This window comes from Halomonas sp., from assembly GCF_033549285.1.
Classification (GTDB): domain Bacteria; phylum Pseudomonadota; class Gammaproteobacteria; order Pseudomonadales; family Halomonadaceae; genus Halomonas.
Genome location: NZ_JAWSUJ010000044.1, coordinates 2,047 through 17,465 on the forward strand (window position 1 = coordinate 2,047; position 15,419 = coordinate 17,465).

Genomic DNA, 15,419 nt, shown 5'->3' on the forward strand with positions numbered 1-15,419 from the left:
CGGCCACTCGGCCAACGTCACGCGCCTTTGCCAGGCCACGGCGGGCGAGATGGGCTTGGACGGCGCCTTCTGCGCCACGCTTCGCCAGGCGGCGGACTCGGCGCCGGCCAGCACGCCCAGGGGGACCCTGACCCGGCCGGGGAGGTCGCCCAGGTGGTCCGGCAGGTGACGGAAGATCTGCACCTCGATGTCGGGGTCGTAGAGCAGCACCACGCGCCCGTCATCCAGCTCGCGGGTCCCCCCGTCCACATAGTCGTGCAGGGCGGCCTCGGTAAAGCGCCGGAAGAGCCCCCGCCGGCGCAGGTAGTGGAACATCGCCTGGCGGTCGGGCCAGCTGTCACGGCGGCCCAGGCTACGGCCCGCGGGGGTCACCCGGTCGGCCAGTCCCAGCCGCTTGGCCGCCTTCATGGCCCAGGCCTCCAGGCCCAGCATCAGCGGCGGGTCGAGCATCACCACGCAGTGGAACCGCTCGGGTGAATGCTCGGCGGCCATGGCCATCAGCACGCCGCCCATGGAGTGGCCCACGCCGACCACCGGGCCCGGGAGGCGGGCCAGGTGGTCGAGCAGCTCGTCGCGCAGGGCCAGCCAGTTGTGGCCGACGGGGAAGTCGGGATGATGGCCCAGTCGATCCAGCGGGTGCAGGTCGAAGCGCTCGGCCAGCGGCGCCAGGAAGCTGCGGTAGCTCTGCCCAGGGAAGCCATTGGCGTGGGCAAAGACGAGGGGGGTACGCGAGGCGTGGTCGGATCTGCTCATGGACTCTTCCTGCTGGCGGGCGCCCGGCCGGCACCCTTCTGGCGATAGCAGGCTAACGGGATTACCATGATCCGCCAAGTCGCCCGGCGGCGACAGGCCAATCGACAGGAGCCCCTCGTGGAAGACCCCCGCAAGCCCGTCCGTGATACCCGCACCCGCAATCGCGTGTTCCTGGTGACCGTGATGGCCGCCATCGTCGTCGGCTTCTGGCTGACGCGCTAGGCCAGGCCCCCATGGAGCTCTCGACCCTCTTCCTGCGGACCCTGGAGATCACCCTGCCGGTCTTCGCCATGGTGTTCATCGGTCTCGGCCTGAAGCGCGCCGGCTGGATCGACCAGGCCTTCGTCGCCACCGCCTCGATGCTGGTCTTCAAGGCCACCCTGCCGACGCTGATCTTCCTCAGCATCATCCGTGCCGACCTGTCGGCCACCCTCAACCCGGCGCTGCTGGGCACCTTCGCCCTGGCGACCCTCGGCAGCTTCCTGTTCAGCTGGGGGTGGGCAATCCTGCGCGTGCCCCGGGATGAGCGCGGCGTCTATGTCCAGGGCGCCTTCCGCGGAAACTGCGGCATCGTCGGCCTGGCGCTCGCCGCCGGCATGTACGGGGACTACGGGTTGTCCGCCGGTGGCCTGCTGCTGGGGGTGGTGATCCTCACCTACAACGCCTTCTCGGTGATCGCCCTGGCCAGCTACCAGGAGGGCCGGCATACCGACTGGCGCAGCATCCTCGGCCATATCGCCACCAACCCGCTGATCCTCGCGGTGGTCGCCGCCGTCCCCGTGGCGGCCGCGGACGTGCCCCTGCCCGGCTGGCTGATGACCTCCGGCGACTACTTCGCCTCGCTGACCCTGCCGCTGGCCCTGATCTGCATCGGCGCCACCCTGTCGCTTGGCGAGATCCGTGACTCGGGCCGGCTGGCGATCAGCGCCAGCCTGATGAAGATGGTCACCCTGCCGGCCCTGGCCACCGGCGCCGCCTGGGCCGTCGGCTTCGAGGGACGCGAGCTCGGGGTGATGTTCCTGTTCTTCGCCAGCCCTACCGCCGCCGCGGCCTTCGTGATGGCCAAGGCGATGGGCGGCAATGCCGCGCTCACCGCCACCATCATCGCCCTGACCACGCTGATGGCCAGCCTGACGATCACCCTGGGGGCCTTCGGGCTCAGGGCCGCCGGTCTGATCTAAGCTCGACGGGATTCGTGAAGCCACACAGGCGGGCGCAGCCCGCTGCCCATACCTCCGCCTCCAGCTCGGCCACGGCTGCCGTGGGGAAGCCGGGGCCACGATCCCCCCGCCCCTCCACCAGCAGCCCGGTGAGGGCGGCGACCAGCGGCATATGGCTGACCAGCATCATGGGCCGGCCCTCGGGCTCGCCGAGCAGCCACTCCACCACCGCCTCGGGGGGTCGTCGGGGGTAATGATCGGCAGGGTCTCGATCTCGAGCCCCAGGGGCTCGGCGATCCACGCCGCCGACTGCCGGGCCCGCACGTAGGGACTGGCCAGCAGGCGCAGGCGCGGGAGGTCCAGCTCCTCGCGGGCGGCGAGCCAGCGGCCCATGCGCCGCGCCTCTTCCTCGCCGCGCGGCGTCAGCTCGCGCTCGGCGTCGGGACCGCCCGGCGCGGCCTCGCCGTGTCGCATGATCAGCAGCCGCTCAGCCATGGCGCTCGCCCCCGTCGCGACGATCCTGCTGCACGTCCTTGCGAGGCAGGACGAACTCCACGTCACTGCTCTGCTCGCCGAGCATCAGCAGCCGCGCCATGTCCCGGGCGGGCACCCCCTTGAACAGCACCTGGTAGAGACCCTCGGCCAGCGGCATGTAGACGCCATCCTCGTGGGCCTTGTCGCGCACCAGGCGCACGGTGTTGACCCCCTCGGCGACCTGGCCCAGGGCCTCTACCGCCTCGTCCAGGCTCTTGCCCTCGCCCAGGGCCTGGCCCACCCGGTAGTTGCGTGACAGCGCCGAGGAGCAGGTGACGATCAGGTCGCCGACCCCGGCGAGCCCCAGGAAGGTCATGGGGTTGGCCCCCTGATCCACCGCGAAGCGGCTCATCTCGGCCAGCGCCCGGGTCATCAGCATGCTGCGGGTGTTCTCGCCCATGCCCAGCGCCGCCGCCATGCCGGCGGCGATGGCGTAGATGTTCTTCAGCGCGCCGCCGAGCTCCACCCCGTAGCGGTCGTTGCTGGCATAGACCCGGAAGTAGTCGCAGCCCAGTGCGGTCTGCACGCGGGTGCGGGTCTCCGGGTCGTCGCTGGCGATCACCGTGGCGGTGAGCTGCTTGTCGGCGATCTCCGAGGCCAGGTTGGGCCCGGAGATCACGCCGATATGCGGAAAGCCGGTCTCCTCCTCGAGGATCTGGCTCATCAGCTTGAAGCCCTCCTCCTGGATGCCCTTGGTGGTGCTGACCAGGATCTGCGACTCGCTCAGGAAGGGCCGTGCCTGGCGCACCACCTCGCGAAAGGCCTTGGAGGGAATGGCCACCAGCACCAGCTCGGCGCCCTCGAGGACCTCGGCCATCTCGGTGGAGGCCACCACCGCGGCATTGATGGCGTAGCCGGGCAGGTAGCGGCCGTTACGGTGCTCGCGGGTGATCTGTGCCGCCAGGTCTGGGTCGCGCAGCCACTGGCGCACCTTGGCGCCGTTGTCGGCGGCGATGCTGGCCAGGGCGGTGCCGAAGCTGCCGCCGCCGAGCACCGCCACGCGCATGGGTTGGTCTGACATGGTCGCCCCGGAAAGTTGGATGGACGTGGGGAGTGTAACGAAAAAACGCCCCGCGAAGGGGCGTATCGGAGTAGAGAAAGGCCCGGGCCGGCAAGGCGGCCCGGGCTTGCCCGGCTCAGTCGATCAGGTGCAGCAGCGAGTCGATGCTCGACCTGGCATCGCCGTAGAACATCCGCGTGTTCTCCTTGAAGAACAGCGGGTTCTCGATGCCGGAGTAGCCGGTCCCCTGGCCGCGCTTGCAGACGAACACCTGCTTGGACTCCCAGACCTTGAGCACCGGCATGCCGGCGATGGGGCTGTTGGGGTCCTCCTGGGCGGCCGGATTGACGATGTCGTTGGAGCCGATGACGATCACCACGTCGGTGGAGGCGAAGTCGTCGTTGATCTCGTCCATCTCCAGCACGATGTCGTAGGGCACCTTGGCCTCGGCGAGCAGCACATTCATGTGCCCCGGCAGGCGACCGGCCACCGGGTGGATGCCGAAGCGCACGTTCTTGCCGGCGGCGCGCAGCTTGCGGGTCAGCTCGCTGACCGCGTTCTGGGCCTGGGCCACCGCCATGCCGTAGCCCGGCACGATGATCACGCTGTCGGCATCGTTGAGGGCGCTGGCCACGCCCCCGGCGTCGATGGCCACCTGCTCGCCCTCGATCTCCGCTGCCGGCCCCTGGCTGCCGCCGAAGCCGCCGAGGATGACGTTGATGAAGTTGCGATTCATCGCCTTGCACATGATGTACGACAGGATGGCACCGGAGGAGCCCACCAGGGCGCCGGTGACGATCAGCAGGTCATTGGAGAGCGTGAAGCCGATGGCCGCCGCGGCCCAGCCGGAGTAGCTGTTGAGCATCGACACCACCACCGGCATGTCGGCGCCGCCGATGCCCATGATCAGGTGGTAGCCGATGAAGAAGGCCAGCGCCGCCAGCACCAGCAGGGTCCAGAAGCCGGCCCCGTTGAGGTAGAGGATGGCCAGCAGCAGCGACAGGGCCGCCGCACCGGCGTTGAGCATGTGGCCGCCGGGGAGCTGCCTGGGCTTGCCGTCGACCTTGCCGGCCAGCTTGCCGAAGGCGATCACCGAGCCGGTGAAGGTCACCGCGCCGATGAAGATGCCCAGCACCACCTCGACCTGCAGGAACAGCAGCTCGTCCGGTGCCTTGGTGGCCACCAGGGCGGCGAAGGCCGAGAACTCCTCCATGGAGGCGTCCATGGCCCGTGCCGCCATCACCCGGCGCCGCTCCAGGTCCGCGCTCCAGGCCACGAAGACCGCGGCCAGGCCGACGAAGCTGTGCAGTGCGGCGACCAGCTGCGGCATCTCGGTCATGTCGACCTTGCCGGCCACGTAGACGCCGACGCCCGCCCCGATGATCATCATCGGGATCATCCACCAGTAGCCGCCGATGCCCGGCCCGAAGGCGGTGAAGAACACCGCCACGGCCATGCCGACGATGCCGTACCAGACGGCCCGCTTGGCCTTCTCCTGGTTGCTCAGCCCACCCAGCGAGAGGATGAACAATACACTTGCCGCGATCGCCGCGGCAGATACGAATCCTTGACCCAACATGTCGTGTCTCCGCCGCTCAGGATTTCTGGAACATGGCCAGCATCCGGCGTGTCACCAGGAAGCCACCCACGATATTGATGGACGCGATCAGCACCGAGATCGCCGCAAGCACGCCGACGACGACGCTGCCGGAGCCGATCTGCAGGATCGCCCCGAGGATGATGATGCCGGAGATCGCGTTGGTCACCGCCATCAGCGGCGTGTGCAGCGAGTGGCTGACGCCCCAGATCACCTGGAAGCCGACGAAGCAGGCCAGCACGAAGACGATGAAGTGCTGCATGAAGGAGGCCGGGGCCACCTGGCCGAGCAGCAGCATCAGCGCGCCGCCCACGGCGAGCAGGGTCACCTGGCGCTTGGTCTGCGCCTTGAAGGCGGCAAGCTCGGCGGCCTTCTTCTCCTCCGGCGTCGGCTCCTTCTCCTTGGGCTTGGGCTTGGCCGCGGCGATGGCCTTGACCTTGGGCGGCGGCGGCGGGAAGGTGACCTCGCCCTGGTGGGTCACGGTGGCGCCGCGGATCACGTCGTCGTCCATGTCATGCACGACCTTGCCGTCCTTCTCGGGGGTGAGGTCGGTGAGCATGTGACGGATGTTGGTGGAATAGAGCAGCGAGGCCTGGGTAGCCATGCGCGAGGGGAAGTCGGTGTAGCCGACGACCGTCACGCCGTTGTCGGTCACCACCTTCTCGTCGGGCTTGGTGAGGTCGCAGTTGCCGCCCTTCTCGGCCGCCAGGTCGACGATCACCGAACCGGGCTTCATGGCCTCGACCATGTCCTCCAGCCACAGCTTGGGCGCCGGCTTGCCGGGGATCAGCGCCGTGGTGATCACGATATCGACGTCCGGGGCCTGCTCGCGGAAGCACTCGAGCTGCTTCTTGCGGAACTCGGGACTGGAGGGCGCGGCATAGCCGCCGCTCTCGGAGCCATCCTGGCTCTCGTCGAAGTCGAGGAACAGGAATTCGGCGCCCATGGACTCGATCTGCTCGGCCACCTCGGGGCGCACGTCGAAGGCGCGCACCACAGCCCCCAGGCTGGTGGCCGTGCCGATGGCGGAGAGGCCCGCCACGCCGGCGCCGATCACCAGCACCTTGGCCGGCGGCACCTTGCCGGCGGCGGTCACCTGGCCGGTGAAGAAGCGCCCGAAGTTGTTGCCCGCCTCGATCACCGCCCGGTAGCCGGCGATGTTGGCCATCGACGAGAGCGCATCCATCTTCTGCGCCCGCGAGATGCGCGGCACCATGTCCATGGCGACGACGGTGGCCCCCTGGGCCTTGCACAGCTCGAGCAGGGCCTCGTTCTGGGCCGGCCAGAAGAAGGCGATCAGGGTCTGGCCGTCACGCAGCCGGCGGGCCTCCTCCTCGGAGGGTTCGCGGACCTTGATGACCACCTCGGCCTCGGTCCAGAGCGCCTCGGCCCCGTCGACGACGGTGACCCCGGCCTCGCGGTAGGCGTCATCGTTGAAGCCCGCGGCCACCCCGGCCCCGGCCTCGATCAGGCATTCATGTCCCAGTTTCTGGATCTGCTTCGCGCTCTCGGGGGTCAGCGCGACACGCGCTTCCCCCCGGGCACTCTCCTTCGGTGCGCCTATCTTCACAATGGATCCCCCATGTGGCCAACGATTGTTACGTTTGCTTGTCAGAGTGTGGTTTTAATCAATCTCCTCAGTGTTACCTTTTGCGGCCCCTCGGCACAAGGCCCGGGCCGAGGTTTTTGCTGCATCGCAGCACAAAGCAAGGTCCTGATATCCCCGAAAAGAATCTTCCTGCAGCGCAGCAGGCCGCTTGCTGAATCGTGCCCGTTGCCACTTGGCACCTGCCGCAACCGACACAAAGACGCCACCCGAAGGTGGCGTCGTGGAGGCCAGTGGCGTGCGCTGTCAGGCGCTCAGCAGGGCGTTGAGGCGCTTGACGTAGGCGGCGGGATCGTCGAGGTGACCGCCCTCGGCGATGATCGCCTGGTCGAGCAGGATGCGTGCCAGGTCCTCGAAGCCCTCGCCCTCGACGCCCTCGAGGCGCGCCACCAGGGCATGCTCGGGGTTGAGCTCGAGGATCGGCTTGACCTCGGGCAATGACTGCCCGGCGGCCTCCATGATGCGGCGCATCTGGAAGCCCATCTCGTGCTCGGGCAGCACCACGCAGGCCGGCGAGTCGGTCAGGCGGTGGGTCACCTTGACCTCCTGGACCTCGTCACCCAGCGCCGCCTTGACGCGCTTGACCAGCTCCTCCTTGGCCTTGGCGGTCTCCTCCTGGGCCTTCTTCTCCTCCTCGTCCTCGACGTCGCCGAGGTCGAGTTCGCCCTTGGCCACGTCGACGAAGCGCTTGCCCTCGAACTCGTCGAGATGGCTCATCAGCCACTCGTCGATGCGGTCGTGGAGCAGCAGCACCTCGATGCCCTTCTTGCGGAAGATCTCAAGGTGCGGGCTCGACTTGGCCGCATTGAAGCCGTCGGCGACGATATAGTAGATCTTCTCCTGCCCCTCCTTCATGCGCGAGACGTAGTCGGCCAGCGACTGGTCCTGGGTGGCGCTGTCGGTATGGGTAGAGGAGAAGCGCAGCAGGCCGGCAATCTTCTCGCGGTTGGCGAAGTCCTCCGCGGGCCCTTCCTTGAGCACGCTGCCGAAGGTGTTCCAAAAGGTCTGGTAGGCCTCCTTGTCCTTGGCCAGCTTCTTGAGCATGTCCAGCGCGCGCCTGGTGAGGGCGGACTTGATCTTCTCGACCTTGGGATCCTGCTGCAGCAGCTCGCGGGAGACGTTGAGCGACAGGTCGCGGGTATCCAGCACGCCCTTGATGAAGCGCAGGTAGAGCGGCAGAAACTGCTCGGCGTCGTCCATGATGAAGACGCGCTGCACGTAGAGCTTCACGCCCCGGGCGCCGTCGCGCTCGTAGAGGTCGAAGGGCGCGCGGCCCGGCACGTAGAGCAGGCTTACGTACTCGAGCTTGCCCTCGACCTTGTTGTGGCTCCAGGTCAGCGGGTCGCTGAAGTCGTGGGCCACGTGCTTGTAGAAGGCCTTGTACTCGTCGCCGGAGATCTCGCCCTTGGGGCGCACCCACAGCGCGGTGGCCTCGTTGACGGTCTCCCAGGTGGTGGTCTCGCTGCCCTCGATCTCGTTGCCGTCCTCGTCGCGGGCGGTCTCGACCCTGGGCATGCGCACCGGCACCTCGATATGGTCGGAATACTTGCGCACCAGGCTCTTCAGGCGGAAGTCGTCGGCGAACTCCCGGGCATCCTCCTTGAGGTGCAGCACGATCTCGGTGCCGTGGGCCTCGCGCTCGATATCGGCGACGGTGAACTCGCCCTCGCCCTTCGAGTGCCATTCGACGCCTGCGGCCCCGTCGCTGCCCGCCTTGCGGGTGCGCACGGTGATGTCGTCGGCGACGATGAAGCCGGAGTAGAAGCCCACGCCGAACTGGCCGATCAGCCGGGCATCCTTCTGCTGCTCGCCGGAGAGCTGCTTGAGGAACTCGGCGGTGCCGGAGCGCGCGATGGTGCCCAGGTTCTCGATCACCTCGTCGCGGCTCATGCCGATGCCGTTGTCGCGCACGGTCACGGTGCCCGCCTCGGCGTCGTGGTCGATCTCGATGCGCAGCTCGCTGTCGCCCTCGTAGAGCGCGTCGTTGTCCAGCGCCTGATAGCGCAGCTTGTCGCAGGCATCGGCACCGTTGGAAATCAGCTCGCGCAGGAAGATCTCCCGGTTGGAGTACAGGGAGTGGATCATCAGGTGCAGCAGCTGCTTGACCTCGGTCTGGAAGCCGAGGGTTTCCTCATGCGTGGCTGTGGTCATGTGGCTTGGATCCCTCTTTCGACATGCCATGGTGGCAGGGCCACCGGTTCGGAACTGTCGTCGATATGGGGCCCGGTCGGGGTTTTTCAAGCGCCCGCGTCGGCGGGATCACCGAGCACGAAGTGCAGCCGCGCGGTGGCCACCGGCACCGCCTCGCTCTCCTGCCAGGCACAGACCCGCACGTTGCCCATGCGCCGCCCCTCGCGCAGCAGGCTGCAGCGGGCCAGGGTCGGCACCATCCGCGCGGTGCGCAGGTAGTCGATGGAGATGTCGACGATGCGCGGCAGGCGCGGCGCGCGGGTAGCGAGCATCAGGTCCAGGGTCGCCGCGGTCTCCATGAAGGCGCCCACCACGCCGCCATGCAGCGCCGGCAGCAGGACATTGCCGACATTGCCCTCGCGGGGGTCGAGGCGGAACAGCAGGCCCTCCCCCTGCGGGTCGGATACCGCCGAGACGCCGATGCGCCGGGCATAGGGGATCAGGGCCAGCCAGGCCTCGACATCACCCTCGGCGCGGGTCCTCGCCAGCCACTCGACATCGTCGAAGCCCTCACGCATGATCGCCCTCCTCCAAGAACAGCGCCTCGGCGAAGCCCTCGGGCGTATTGCGCGGCCCCAGCCGGACGAAGTTGCCGATGCCCCGTGCCAGCGGCAGGCCTTGCGCCTGCCACAAGGTGCCCTCGGTGAAGACCACCGAGGCGGTGACCCGGACCACGCGCGCCTCGGCGAAGATGGCCCGCCCCGCCACTGCCGGCCGGAAATGGTCGACCCGCAGGTCCAGGGTCGGGCACACCTCCGGGGCCGACAGGGCCGGCAACACCGCCGAGCCGCAGACGGTATCCAGCAGCATGGTCAGCACCCCGCCGTGCACCAGGCCCCGGGCGCTATCGCCGAGCAGGTCCTCGCACCAGGGCAGGCACATGATGGTCGCCTCGGGGGTGACCTCGAGCACCTCGAGGCCCAGTTCGCGGGTGTGGGGGATCACCGTGACGAAGCGCGTCAGGGCGCGACGCCAGTCGGCGTCGCTCGGGGTCTGGCCGTGGGTCATCCGAGCCTCGCGGGCGGCAGCAGGGGAACATGGATTTCAAACGATCGTATCAGGACGGTGACTCATCGTCGCCTCGACCTTCGCCGGAAGGTGGCGTGCTCCCCGTCCCGCGCTCCCGCCAGGCACGATAGCCCGCCAGGTGCCGGTCGACCCGGGTCAGCAGCCAGCCGACGATCACCACATCGTCCACCAGCCCCAGCAGCAAGAGCATGTCGGGTATCAGGTCAAGCGGCGAGACCAGGTACGCCAGGGCCGCCAGCATCCACAGGAAGGCGCCCCAGGGCACCGGGCGATAGCGCCTCAGCAGCACGTCGCGGGTCATGGGCAGGAACAGCCGCAGGGCGCGACCAATATCGCCCAGCACCCGGGCACGACGCCGCAGCCGCGCCACCAGGAAGCCACCACGCAATCTGGCCATCTCGCTCTCCTTGCCGACAGGCGGGAATACCGCTACACGATAGGGTATCCACTCCCTCACGGACAGCCGCTGCCTGTCGGGCAACGGCGACACTACTCAAGTGCCCTGCCATCGGCCACCATGGCAGTTTGACGACCGCGAACCGCAAGAGGTCACGATATGCCCCCGTCATTCGGCCGCTGCAAGGCCCTGATCGCCGCCACCCTGTGCGTCTTGCCCCTGACCGGACAGGCCGATGACCGCGCCATGCGCGAGGCCCTGGAGGCCGCCCGCAACGCCCAGTGGGAAAAGGTCGACCTGGGCGCCATCGAGGGTCATGTCCTGTCGGGCTACGTCGACTACCACCGGCTGCGCCAGCGCCTGCCGGAGGTGGACCCCGACCGGGTGCTGGCCTTCATCGAGCGCCACGAGGACTCCCCGCTCAGCGACTGGATGCGCGGCCAGGCCATTGCCAAGTACGGCCACGCCGGGCGCCCGGCCAGCCTGCTGGCGGTCGCCGATGGCGTGCCCGAGGGTACCGCCCGTCAGTGCTACTACTACACCGCCCTGCTCGATCGCGCACCGGAGGACGCCGCCCGGGGGGGGCGCGAGCTCTGGCTCGTCGGCCGCTCCCAGCCGGATGCCTGCGACACCCTCTTCGATACCCTGCGAGCCCGGGGCGAGATCGGCCAGGCCCATATCTGGGAGCGCATGATGCTCGCCTGGCAGGCCGGCGAGACCGGCCTGATGAACTACCTGGGCCGGCAGCTGACGGCCGACTGGCAATCCGCCAGGGCCAGCCTCGACCGGCTGCGCAAGGACTATGCGGCCGTGACCGAGGTCCCGGCCTGTGCGGGGCCGGGCTGCCGAGGCAGCGGGCCGCTGTTCGCCGCGGCCATGCACGGCTTCACCCGCGCCGATACCGAGGCGGCCCTGGAGGCCTGGCGCAAGGTCTCCCCTCACCTCTCGCTGGAGGCCCGACACCGTGACGCCATCGAGCGTGACCTGGCCTTCTATGCAATGGTGCGCGAGGTCGACCAGCACGGTGGCTGGCGCGACGAGGTCGTGGCACGCCTCGGCGATGCCGAGCTGCTGGAGCTTCGTGTGCGCAGGGCCCTGGCCGAGCGGGACTGGCCGGGGGTCATCGACTGGGTGCATCGCATGCCCGACGAGACCCGCCGGGAGGCCCGCTGGCAGTACTGGCTGGGCCGGGCCCTGGAGCAGCAGGGCGATACCGCCACCGCGGAAGAGGCCTATGCCGCGGCGGCCGACGAGCGAAACTTCTTCGGCTTTGCCGCCGCCGACCGCCTGGGTCGCCCCTACGCCCTGAACCTGGAGCGCAACGCGCTCGACGCGGCCACGCGCAGGGAGGTCGCCGACTGGCCGGCGGTCCAGCGTACCGAGGCACTGCGCCGGATCGACGAGCCCGGCCTTGCCAACAGCGAATGGTACCGGGCCGTGGCCCGTGGCACCCCCGAGCAGGCCCGGGCCCTGGCCGACTATGCGGCGCAGCGGGGCTGGCTACCCGAGCTGGTGCAGACCACCATCGTCGGCCAGATGTGGGACGCCCTGGCCTGGCGCTTCCCCGAGGCCTATCGCGATGACTTTCTGCACTGGGGCGGGCAGGCCGGCGTCGATCCCTACCTGCTGATGGGCATCGCCCGACGGGAGAGCGCCTACAACCCCGTGGCCCTCTCCCCCGCCGGTGCCCGCGGCCTGATGCAGCTGATGCCGGCCACCGCGGCCCAACTCGGCCGGCGCCTCGGGATCGGCGACCCCGGCCCCTATGGCGTCCTCGACCCCGAGGTGAACATCCGCCTGGGCAGCACCTACCTGGGCGAGCTGATCGATCGCTACAGTGGCAACCGCCTGGCCGCCGCGGCGGCCTACAATGCCGGCCCCGGCCGGGTCGACCGTTGGCTGCGCGACGCGCCGGAAGAGTTCGACCTCTTCGTCGAGAGCATCCCCTTCCGCGAGACCCGCAACTATGTGCAGGCCGTGCTCGCCTATCGAGTGATCTTCGAGAGCCTCTCCCGGGGCGGCGAGAGCGAGGGTGTCTCGATGCTGAGCCCGGCGGAGAAGACGGTGCGCTACGACCGCTCGTTGCTGGCCAGCAACTGAGCCACCCGCGGCGCTCCCAGCGCAAGCGGCCCCGGGTGATCCTGGGGCCGCTTGCGTTTCGCCACTCTGCCTCAGCCCGGCTGGCGCGTCAGGGCCAGCTTGATGCCGAAGCCCACCAGCACCGCACCGGTGATGCCATTGAGCCAGCGGGAGAAGGCCGGGCTCGCCAGCCAGCGACCGGCACTGCCCACCATCGCCACGATGGCCACCTGCCAGAGGTTGGCGACCACGAAGTGCACCCCGGCCAGCCACAGCGACTTGGCCAGGGCCGGATCCCCCGGCGCGATGAACTGGGGAAGGAAGGCCATGTAGAAGACCACCGTCTTGGGGTTGAGCACGTTGGAGAGCAGCCCCTCGCGCAGCGGGCGCCACAGCGGCACGACCTGCCGATCGGCCTGCACGCCACCCACGGGGAGCCCCTGGCCTCGCCGGGCCGAGCGCAGGCCGTTGACCCCCAGCCACACCAGGTAGGCGGCACCGGCCAGCTTGAGCAGGCCAAAGGCCCATGCCGACTGCAGCAGGATCAGCGAGATGCCCAGGGCCGAGACCGCCGCATGAACGAAGAGCCCGCAGCAGATGGCCAGGCTTGTCACCACGCCGTCGCGCCAGCCGCCCCGGGCGGTGTTGCGGATCACCAGCAGGGTGTCGACCCCCGGGCTCATGCTCAGCAGGGTGATGGCCACCAGGAAGGGCCAGAACTGTGCATCGAAGAACATGGTCACTCTCAACCGTCAGTGAACCGTCATTGCCAATCAGCCGTTGAAGATGCCGCGACGGGCATGGCGCACGGAAATCTGGTCGTTGAGGGTCCAGAAGTCGTAGAGCACACCGAGGCCGAAGAGCCCGAAGGTCAGCAGGTAGAGCAGCCCGGTCAACCACTTGCCGAGGTAGAAGCGATGGATGCCGAACACCCCCAGGAAGGTGAGCAGCAGCCAGGCCAGGGAGTAGTTGATGGGGCCGGCCTGGAAGCGCAGGTCCGCCTGGCGGTCCATGGACGGGATCAGGAAGAGGTCGATCAGCCAGCCGACCCCCAGCAACCCCAGGGTGAAGAACCAGATGGTACCGGTCACCGGCTTGCCGTAGTAGAAGCGATGGGCACCGAGGAAACCGAACAGCCACAGCAGGTAGCCGATCAGCTTGCTGTGCGTGTCCCGGGAGGCGATTCGGGTATGGGTCATGGGGCGCTCTTCCATGGGTGAAACGGTCGGGATGGAGGCTGGACGCTCACAGGCTTTGCATCTACAGTGACCTTGCGGGCGCAGCGCCAGTCTCCCTGTGCCACCGTGTTGACGCAACCCTGGCGCTGTTGCACTATCCGCTGCGTTGGTCAGCAAGCAGAAAAGTCGTCAGTTGTACTTCGATTCCTTCGATGCACCCGGTGCGTACTTCCTTCTTGCCTTGCCCACGCATTACGGGTCTGTGGCGAGGACACTCCCTGCCCGGCCCAGCACCATTATTTAGCTAGTTAAGGAAATCGACGATGGCAACTGGCACTGTCAAGTGGTTCAACGACACCAAGGGCTACGGCTTCATCTCTCCGGACGACGGCGGTGATGACCTGTTCGCTCACTTCTCCGAGATTCAGGCTGAAGGCTTCAAGTCCCTGCAGGACGGCCAGAAGGTCACCTTCGAGGTGACCCAGGGCAAGAAAGGCCTTCAGGCCTCCAACATCCGGCCCGCCGACTGATCCTCGGTCGAGCCGGAAGCGACCGGTCGGCACTGCCGCCCGGTCGCCACAGGGAAAGGCCCACCAGACGGTGGGCCTTTTTCGTTCCGGGCCGCGAGGGACGAGGCGTCAATTGTCGGCGTCGTCGCTGTCCTCGAGCTCGAGCGCATCGAGTTCCGACGAACTACCCGGGGCCTGGCGCTCGGCCTCCTCGAACTGCTCGTCGATCTTGCGACTCGCCTCCTCGAAGCGCTTCTCGGTCTCCTCGAGGATCGCCTCGATCTCCGAGCTGGTGCTCTCCCCGGGTAACGCCTGCTGCTCGTCCAGGTCGCTGCCCGGCGACTCGTCGATATCGATATCCGACTCGAACGCGGGAGATGACTCCATGGGCTCGAGCTCGATGGGCTCCTGCTCGGCACTCTCGAACTGCTCGTCGATCTGGCGGCTGGCCTCCTCGAAGCGCCGTTCCGTCTCCTCGATGATCGCATCGACATCGGAGCGGGTCGTCTCACCGGGCAGGGCCGCGTCCTCGTCCAGGGTATCGGCCGGTGACTCGCCCAGAGTCTCGGCCTCGGCGTCCACCTCGCCCTCGGCCTCCAGGTCCACCTCACCCTCGACGTCTGATTCACCCTCGACACCCGCCTCACCTTCGACGTCGATCTGGTCAGGCTGATCCCCCGCGGGCGACTCGGCCTCGTCGGTGACCGGCTCCTGATCGGTCTCCGCGGCCGGCTGAGCTGGCTCTTCCTGCGTCTCCTCGACCTCGGCCGGAGCAGGCTCGTCGTCACCGTTGCCGCAGCCGGCGAGCCCCACGGCCAGCGCCATGGCCGCGACCAGCGGCATCCAGGGTTTCATTGCCATTCTCTTGCTCCTGACGAAAGGGACGACATTGCACCAGAGCACCCCCGCTCTCGCAAGGCGGCGCGGCACCTCAGGTGGCAAACAGCTGGCCGGCGATGTCGCGGAACGCCTTGAATTCGATGGCATTGCCGCTGGGGTCGCGGAAGAACATGGTGGCCTGCTCGCCGGGCTCGCCACGGAAGCGGATATAGGGTTCGATCTCGAAGCGCACCCCCGCCGCGGTGAGGCGGTCGACCAGGGCCTCCCAGTCGGCCATCTCCAGTACCACCCCGAAGTGTGGCACCGGCACGCCGTGGCCATCCACCGGGTTGCGGTGGTCGTCGACCCCCTTCTCCCCCAGCGCAGGGTTCAGGTGACAGACGAACTGGTGGCCATAGAGGTTGAAGTCGACCCAGGCATCGCTGGAGCGCCCTTCCGGGCAGCCCAGCAGTTCCCCATAGAAGCGGCGAGCCTCGGCCAGGTCGCGGACCTGAACGGCCAGGTGGAAGGGAGTGAGCATCACGGAGTCCTCCGGCTGGTGACGGGT

Annotated in this window: 17 protein-coding genes; 3 read left to right on the forward strand and 14 right to left on the reverse strand. The window is 68.3% G+C overall.

The annotated features are described in order from the left end of the window. Window positions 1-753, reverse strand: a 753-nt coding sequence (locus SCI24_RS11375) for an alpha/beta hydrolase (RefSeq protein WP_318725482.1), incomplete at its 3' end; no start/stop codon positions are given. Window positions 754-986: 233 nt separating this feature from the next. Here SCI24_RS11375 and SCI24_RS11380 point away from each other — a divergent pair. Beyond that, window positions 987-1,934, forward strand: a complete 948-nt coding sequence (locus SCI24_RS11380) for an AEC family transporter (protein WP_318725483.1) — start codon at window positions 987-989, stop codon at window positions 1,932-1,934. On the opposite strand, the gene SCI24_RS11385 is transcribed toward SCI24_RS11380, so the two are convergent. The 9 genes from SCI24_RS11385 to SCI24_RS11425 all read right to left on the reverse strand — a co-directional run bounded on the left by SCI24_RS11385 (window position 1,912) and on the right by SCI24_RS11425 (window position 10,266). Next, window positions 1,912-2,103 carry a hypothetical protein gene (locus tag SCI24_RS11385; protein WP_318725484.1) on the reverse strand — a complete coding sequence of 64 codons (192 nt, stop codon included), beginning with the start codon at window positions 2,101-2,103 and terminating at the stop codon, window positions 1,912-1,914. The genes SCI24_RS11380 and SCI24_RS11385 overlap by 23 nt on opposite strands. Then, complete coding sequence (locus SCI24_RS11390) at window positions 2,100-2,408, reverse strand: SixA phosphatase family protein (RefSeq protein WP_318725485.1); 309 nt, start codon at window positions 2,406-2,408, stop codon at window positions 2,100-2,102. The genes SCI24_RS11385 and SCI24_RS11390 overlap by 4 nt, the downstream gene beginning before the upstream one ends. Continuing rightward, on the reverse strand, window positions 2,401-3,468 hold the full coding sequence (locus SCI24_RS11395; RefSeq protein WP_318725486.1) for an NAD(P)H-dependent glycerol-3-phosphate dehydrogenase: 1,068 nt from the start codon (window positions 3,466-3,468) through the stop codon (window positions 2,401-2,403). Before SCI24_RS11395 ends, SCI24_RS11390 begins: the two co-directional genes overlap by 8 nt. 115 nt (window positions 3,469-3,583) lie before the next feature. Continuing rightward, entirely contained in the window at window positions 3,584-5,026 is a 1,443-nt protein-coding gene (locus tag SCI24_RS11400; protein WP_318725487.1) for an NAD(P)(+) transhydrogenase (Re/Si-specific) subunit beta, read from the reverse strand. A gap of 16 nt (window positions 5,027-5,042) precedes the next feature. Continuing rightward, window positions 5,043-6,614: a Re/Si-specific NAD(P)(+) transhydrogenase subunit alpha gene (locus SCI24_RS11405; RefSeq protein ID WP_318725488.1), complete on the reverse strand. Its 1,572-nt coding sequence runs from the start codon at window positions 6,612-6,614 to the stop codon at window positions 5,043-5,045. Between the two features lie 282 nt (window positions 6,615-6,896). Continuing rightward, entirely contained in the window at window positions 6,897-8,801 is a 1,905-nt protein-coding gene (gene htpG / locus SCI24_RS11410; RefSeq protein WP_318725489.1) for a molecular chaperone HtpG, read from the reverse strand. Between the two features lie 86 nt (window positions 8,802-8,887). Then, window positions 8,888-9,358 carry a PaaI family thioesterase gene (locus SCI24_RS11415; RefSeq protein WP_318725490.1) on the reverse strand — a complete coding sequence of 157 codons (471 nt, stop codon included), beginning with the start codon at window positions 9,356-9,358 and terminating at the stop codon, window positions 8,888-8,890. Beyond that, complete coding sequence (locus SCI24_RS11420; RefSeq protein ID WP_318725491.1) at window positions 9,351-9,848, reverse strand: PaaI family thioesterase; 498 nt, start codon at window positions 9,846-9,848, stop codon at window positions 9,351-9,353. The genes SCI24_RS11415 and SCI24_RS11420 overlap by 8 nt, the downstream gene beginning before the upstream one ends. 49 nt (window positions 9,849-9,897) lie before the next feature. Then, complete coding sequence (locus SCI24_RS11425) at window positions 9,898-10,266, reverse strand: YkvA family protein (RefSeq protein ID WP_318725492.1); 369 nt, start codon at window positions 10,264-10,266, stop codon at window positions 9,898-9,900. A gap of 159 nt (window positions 10,267-10,425) precedes the next feature. Here SCI24_RS11425 and SCI24_RS11430 point away from each other — a divergent pair, with 159 nt between their 5' ends. Beyond that, the gene (locus SCI24_RS11430) at window positions 10,426-12,366 is read left to right on the forward strand and encodes a transglycosylase SLT domain-containing protein (RefSeq protein WP_318725493.1); all 1,941 of its coding nucleotides are present in this window, start codon (window positions 10,426-10,428) and stop codon (window positions 12,364-12,366) included. A 71-nt stretch (window positions 12,367-12,437) separates the two neighbouring features. On the opposite strand, the gene SCI24_RS11435 is transcribed toward SCI24_RS11430, so the two are convergent. Together SCI24_RS11435 and SCI24_RS11440 are read right to left on the reverse strand one after the other, a co-directional pair. Next, window positions 12,438-13,082, reverse strand: a complete 645-nt coding sequence (locus SCI24_RS11435; RefSeq protein ID WP_318725494.1) for a LysE family translocator — start codon at window positions 13,080-13,082, stop codon at window positions 12,438-12,440. A 36-nt stretch (window positions 13,083-13,118) separates the two neighbouring features. Beyond that, on the reverse strand, window positions 13,119-13,544 hold the full coding sequence (locus SCI24_RS11440; RefSeq protein ID WP_318725495.1) for a TM2 domain-containing protein: 426 nt from the start codon (window positions 13,542-13,544) through the stop codon (window positions 13,119-13,121). 302 nt (window positions 13,545-13,846) lie between these two features. Between SCI24_RS11440 and SCI24_RS11445 the strand changes: the two genes are divergently transcribed. Next, the gene (locus SCI24_RS11445; RefSeq protein WP_023005630.1) at window positions 13,847-14,053 is read left to right on the forward strand and encodes a cold-shock protein; all 207 of its coding nucleotides are present in this window, start codon (window positions 13,847-13,849) and stop codon (window positions 14,051-14,053) included. A gap of 108 nt (window positions 14,054-14,161) precedes the next feature. On the opposite strand, the gene SCI24_RS11450 is transcribed toward SCI24_RS11445, so the two are convergent. After that, window positions 14,162-14,893, reverse strand: coding sequence for a hypothetical protein (locus SCI24_RS11450; RefSeq protein WP_318725496.1), 732 nt, complete (start codon window positions 14,891-14,893; stop codon window positions 14,162-14,164). A 70-nt stretch (window positions 14,894-14,963) separates the two neighbouring features. After that, a complete protein-coding gene (locus SCI24_RS11455) occupies window positions 14,964-15,392 on the reverse strand; it encodes a VOC family protein (protein WP_318725509.1) in 429 nt (142 codons plus the stop codon). Between the last annotated feature and the right edge of the window lie 27 nt (window positions 15,393-15,419).

Coding starts and splice junctions, on each gene's coding strand:
- SCI24_RS11380 (WP_318725483.1), top strand. CDS start 987: ATGGAGCTCTCGACCCTCTTCCTGCGGACCCTGGAGATCACCCTGCCG.
- SCI24_RS11385 (WP_318725484.1), bottom strand. CDS start 2,103: ATGATGCTGGTCAGCCATATGCCGCTGGTCGCCGCCCTCACCGGGCTG.
- SCI24_RS11390 (WP_318725485.1), bottom strand. CDS start 2,408: ATGGCTGAGCGGCTGCTGATCATGCGACACGGCGAGGCCGCGCCGGGC.
- SCI24_RS11395 (WP_318725486.1), bottom strand. CDS start 3,468: ATGTCAGACCAACCCATGCGCGTGGCGGTGCTCGGCGGCGGCAGCTTC.
- SCI24_RS11400 (WP_318725487.1), bottom strand. CDS start 5,026: ATGTTGGGTCAAGGATTCGTATCTGCCGCGGCGATCGCGGCAAGTGTA.
- htpG (WP_318725489.1), bottom strand. CDS start 8,801: ATGACCACAGCCACGCATGAGGAAACCCTCGGCTTCCAGACCGAGGTC.
- SCI24_RS11415 (WP_318725490.1), bottom strand. CDS start 9,358: ATGCGTGAGGGCTTCGACGATGTCGAGTGGCTGGCGAGGACCCGCGCC.
- SCI24_RS11420 (WP_318725491.1), bottom strand. CDS start 9,848: ATGACCCACGGCCAGACCCCGAGCGACGCCGACTGGCGTCGCGCCCTG.
- SCI24_RS11425 (WP_318725492.1), bottom strand. CDS start 10,266: ATGGCCAGATTGCGTGGTGGCTTCCTGGTGGCGCGGCTGCGGCGTCGT.
- SCI24_RS11430 (WP_318725493.1), top strand. CDS start 10,426: ATGCCCCCGTCATTCGGCCGCTGCAAGGCCCTGATCGCCGCCACCCTG.
- SCI24_RS11435 (WP_318725494.1), bottom strand. CDS start 13,082: ATGTTCTTCGATGCACAGTTCTGGCCCTTCCTGGTGGCCATCACCCTG.
- SCI24_RS11440 (WP_318725495.1), bottom strand. CDS start 13,544: ATGACCCATACCCGAATCGCCTCCCGGGACACGCACAGCAAGCTGATC.
- SCI24_RS11445 (WP_023005630.1), top strand. CDS start 13,847: ATGGCAACTGGCACTGTCAAGTGGTTCAACGACACCAAGGGCTACGGC.
- SCI24_RS11450 (WP_318725496.1), bottom strand. CDS start 14,893: ATGGCAATGAAACCCTGGATGCCGCTGGTCGCGGCCATGGCGCTGGCC.
- SCI24_RS11455 (WP_318725509.1), bottom strand. CDS start 15,392: ATGCTCACTCCCTTCCACCTGGCCGTTCAGGTCCGCGACCTGGCCGAG.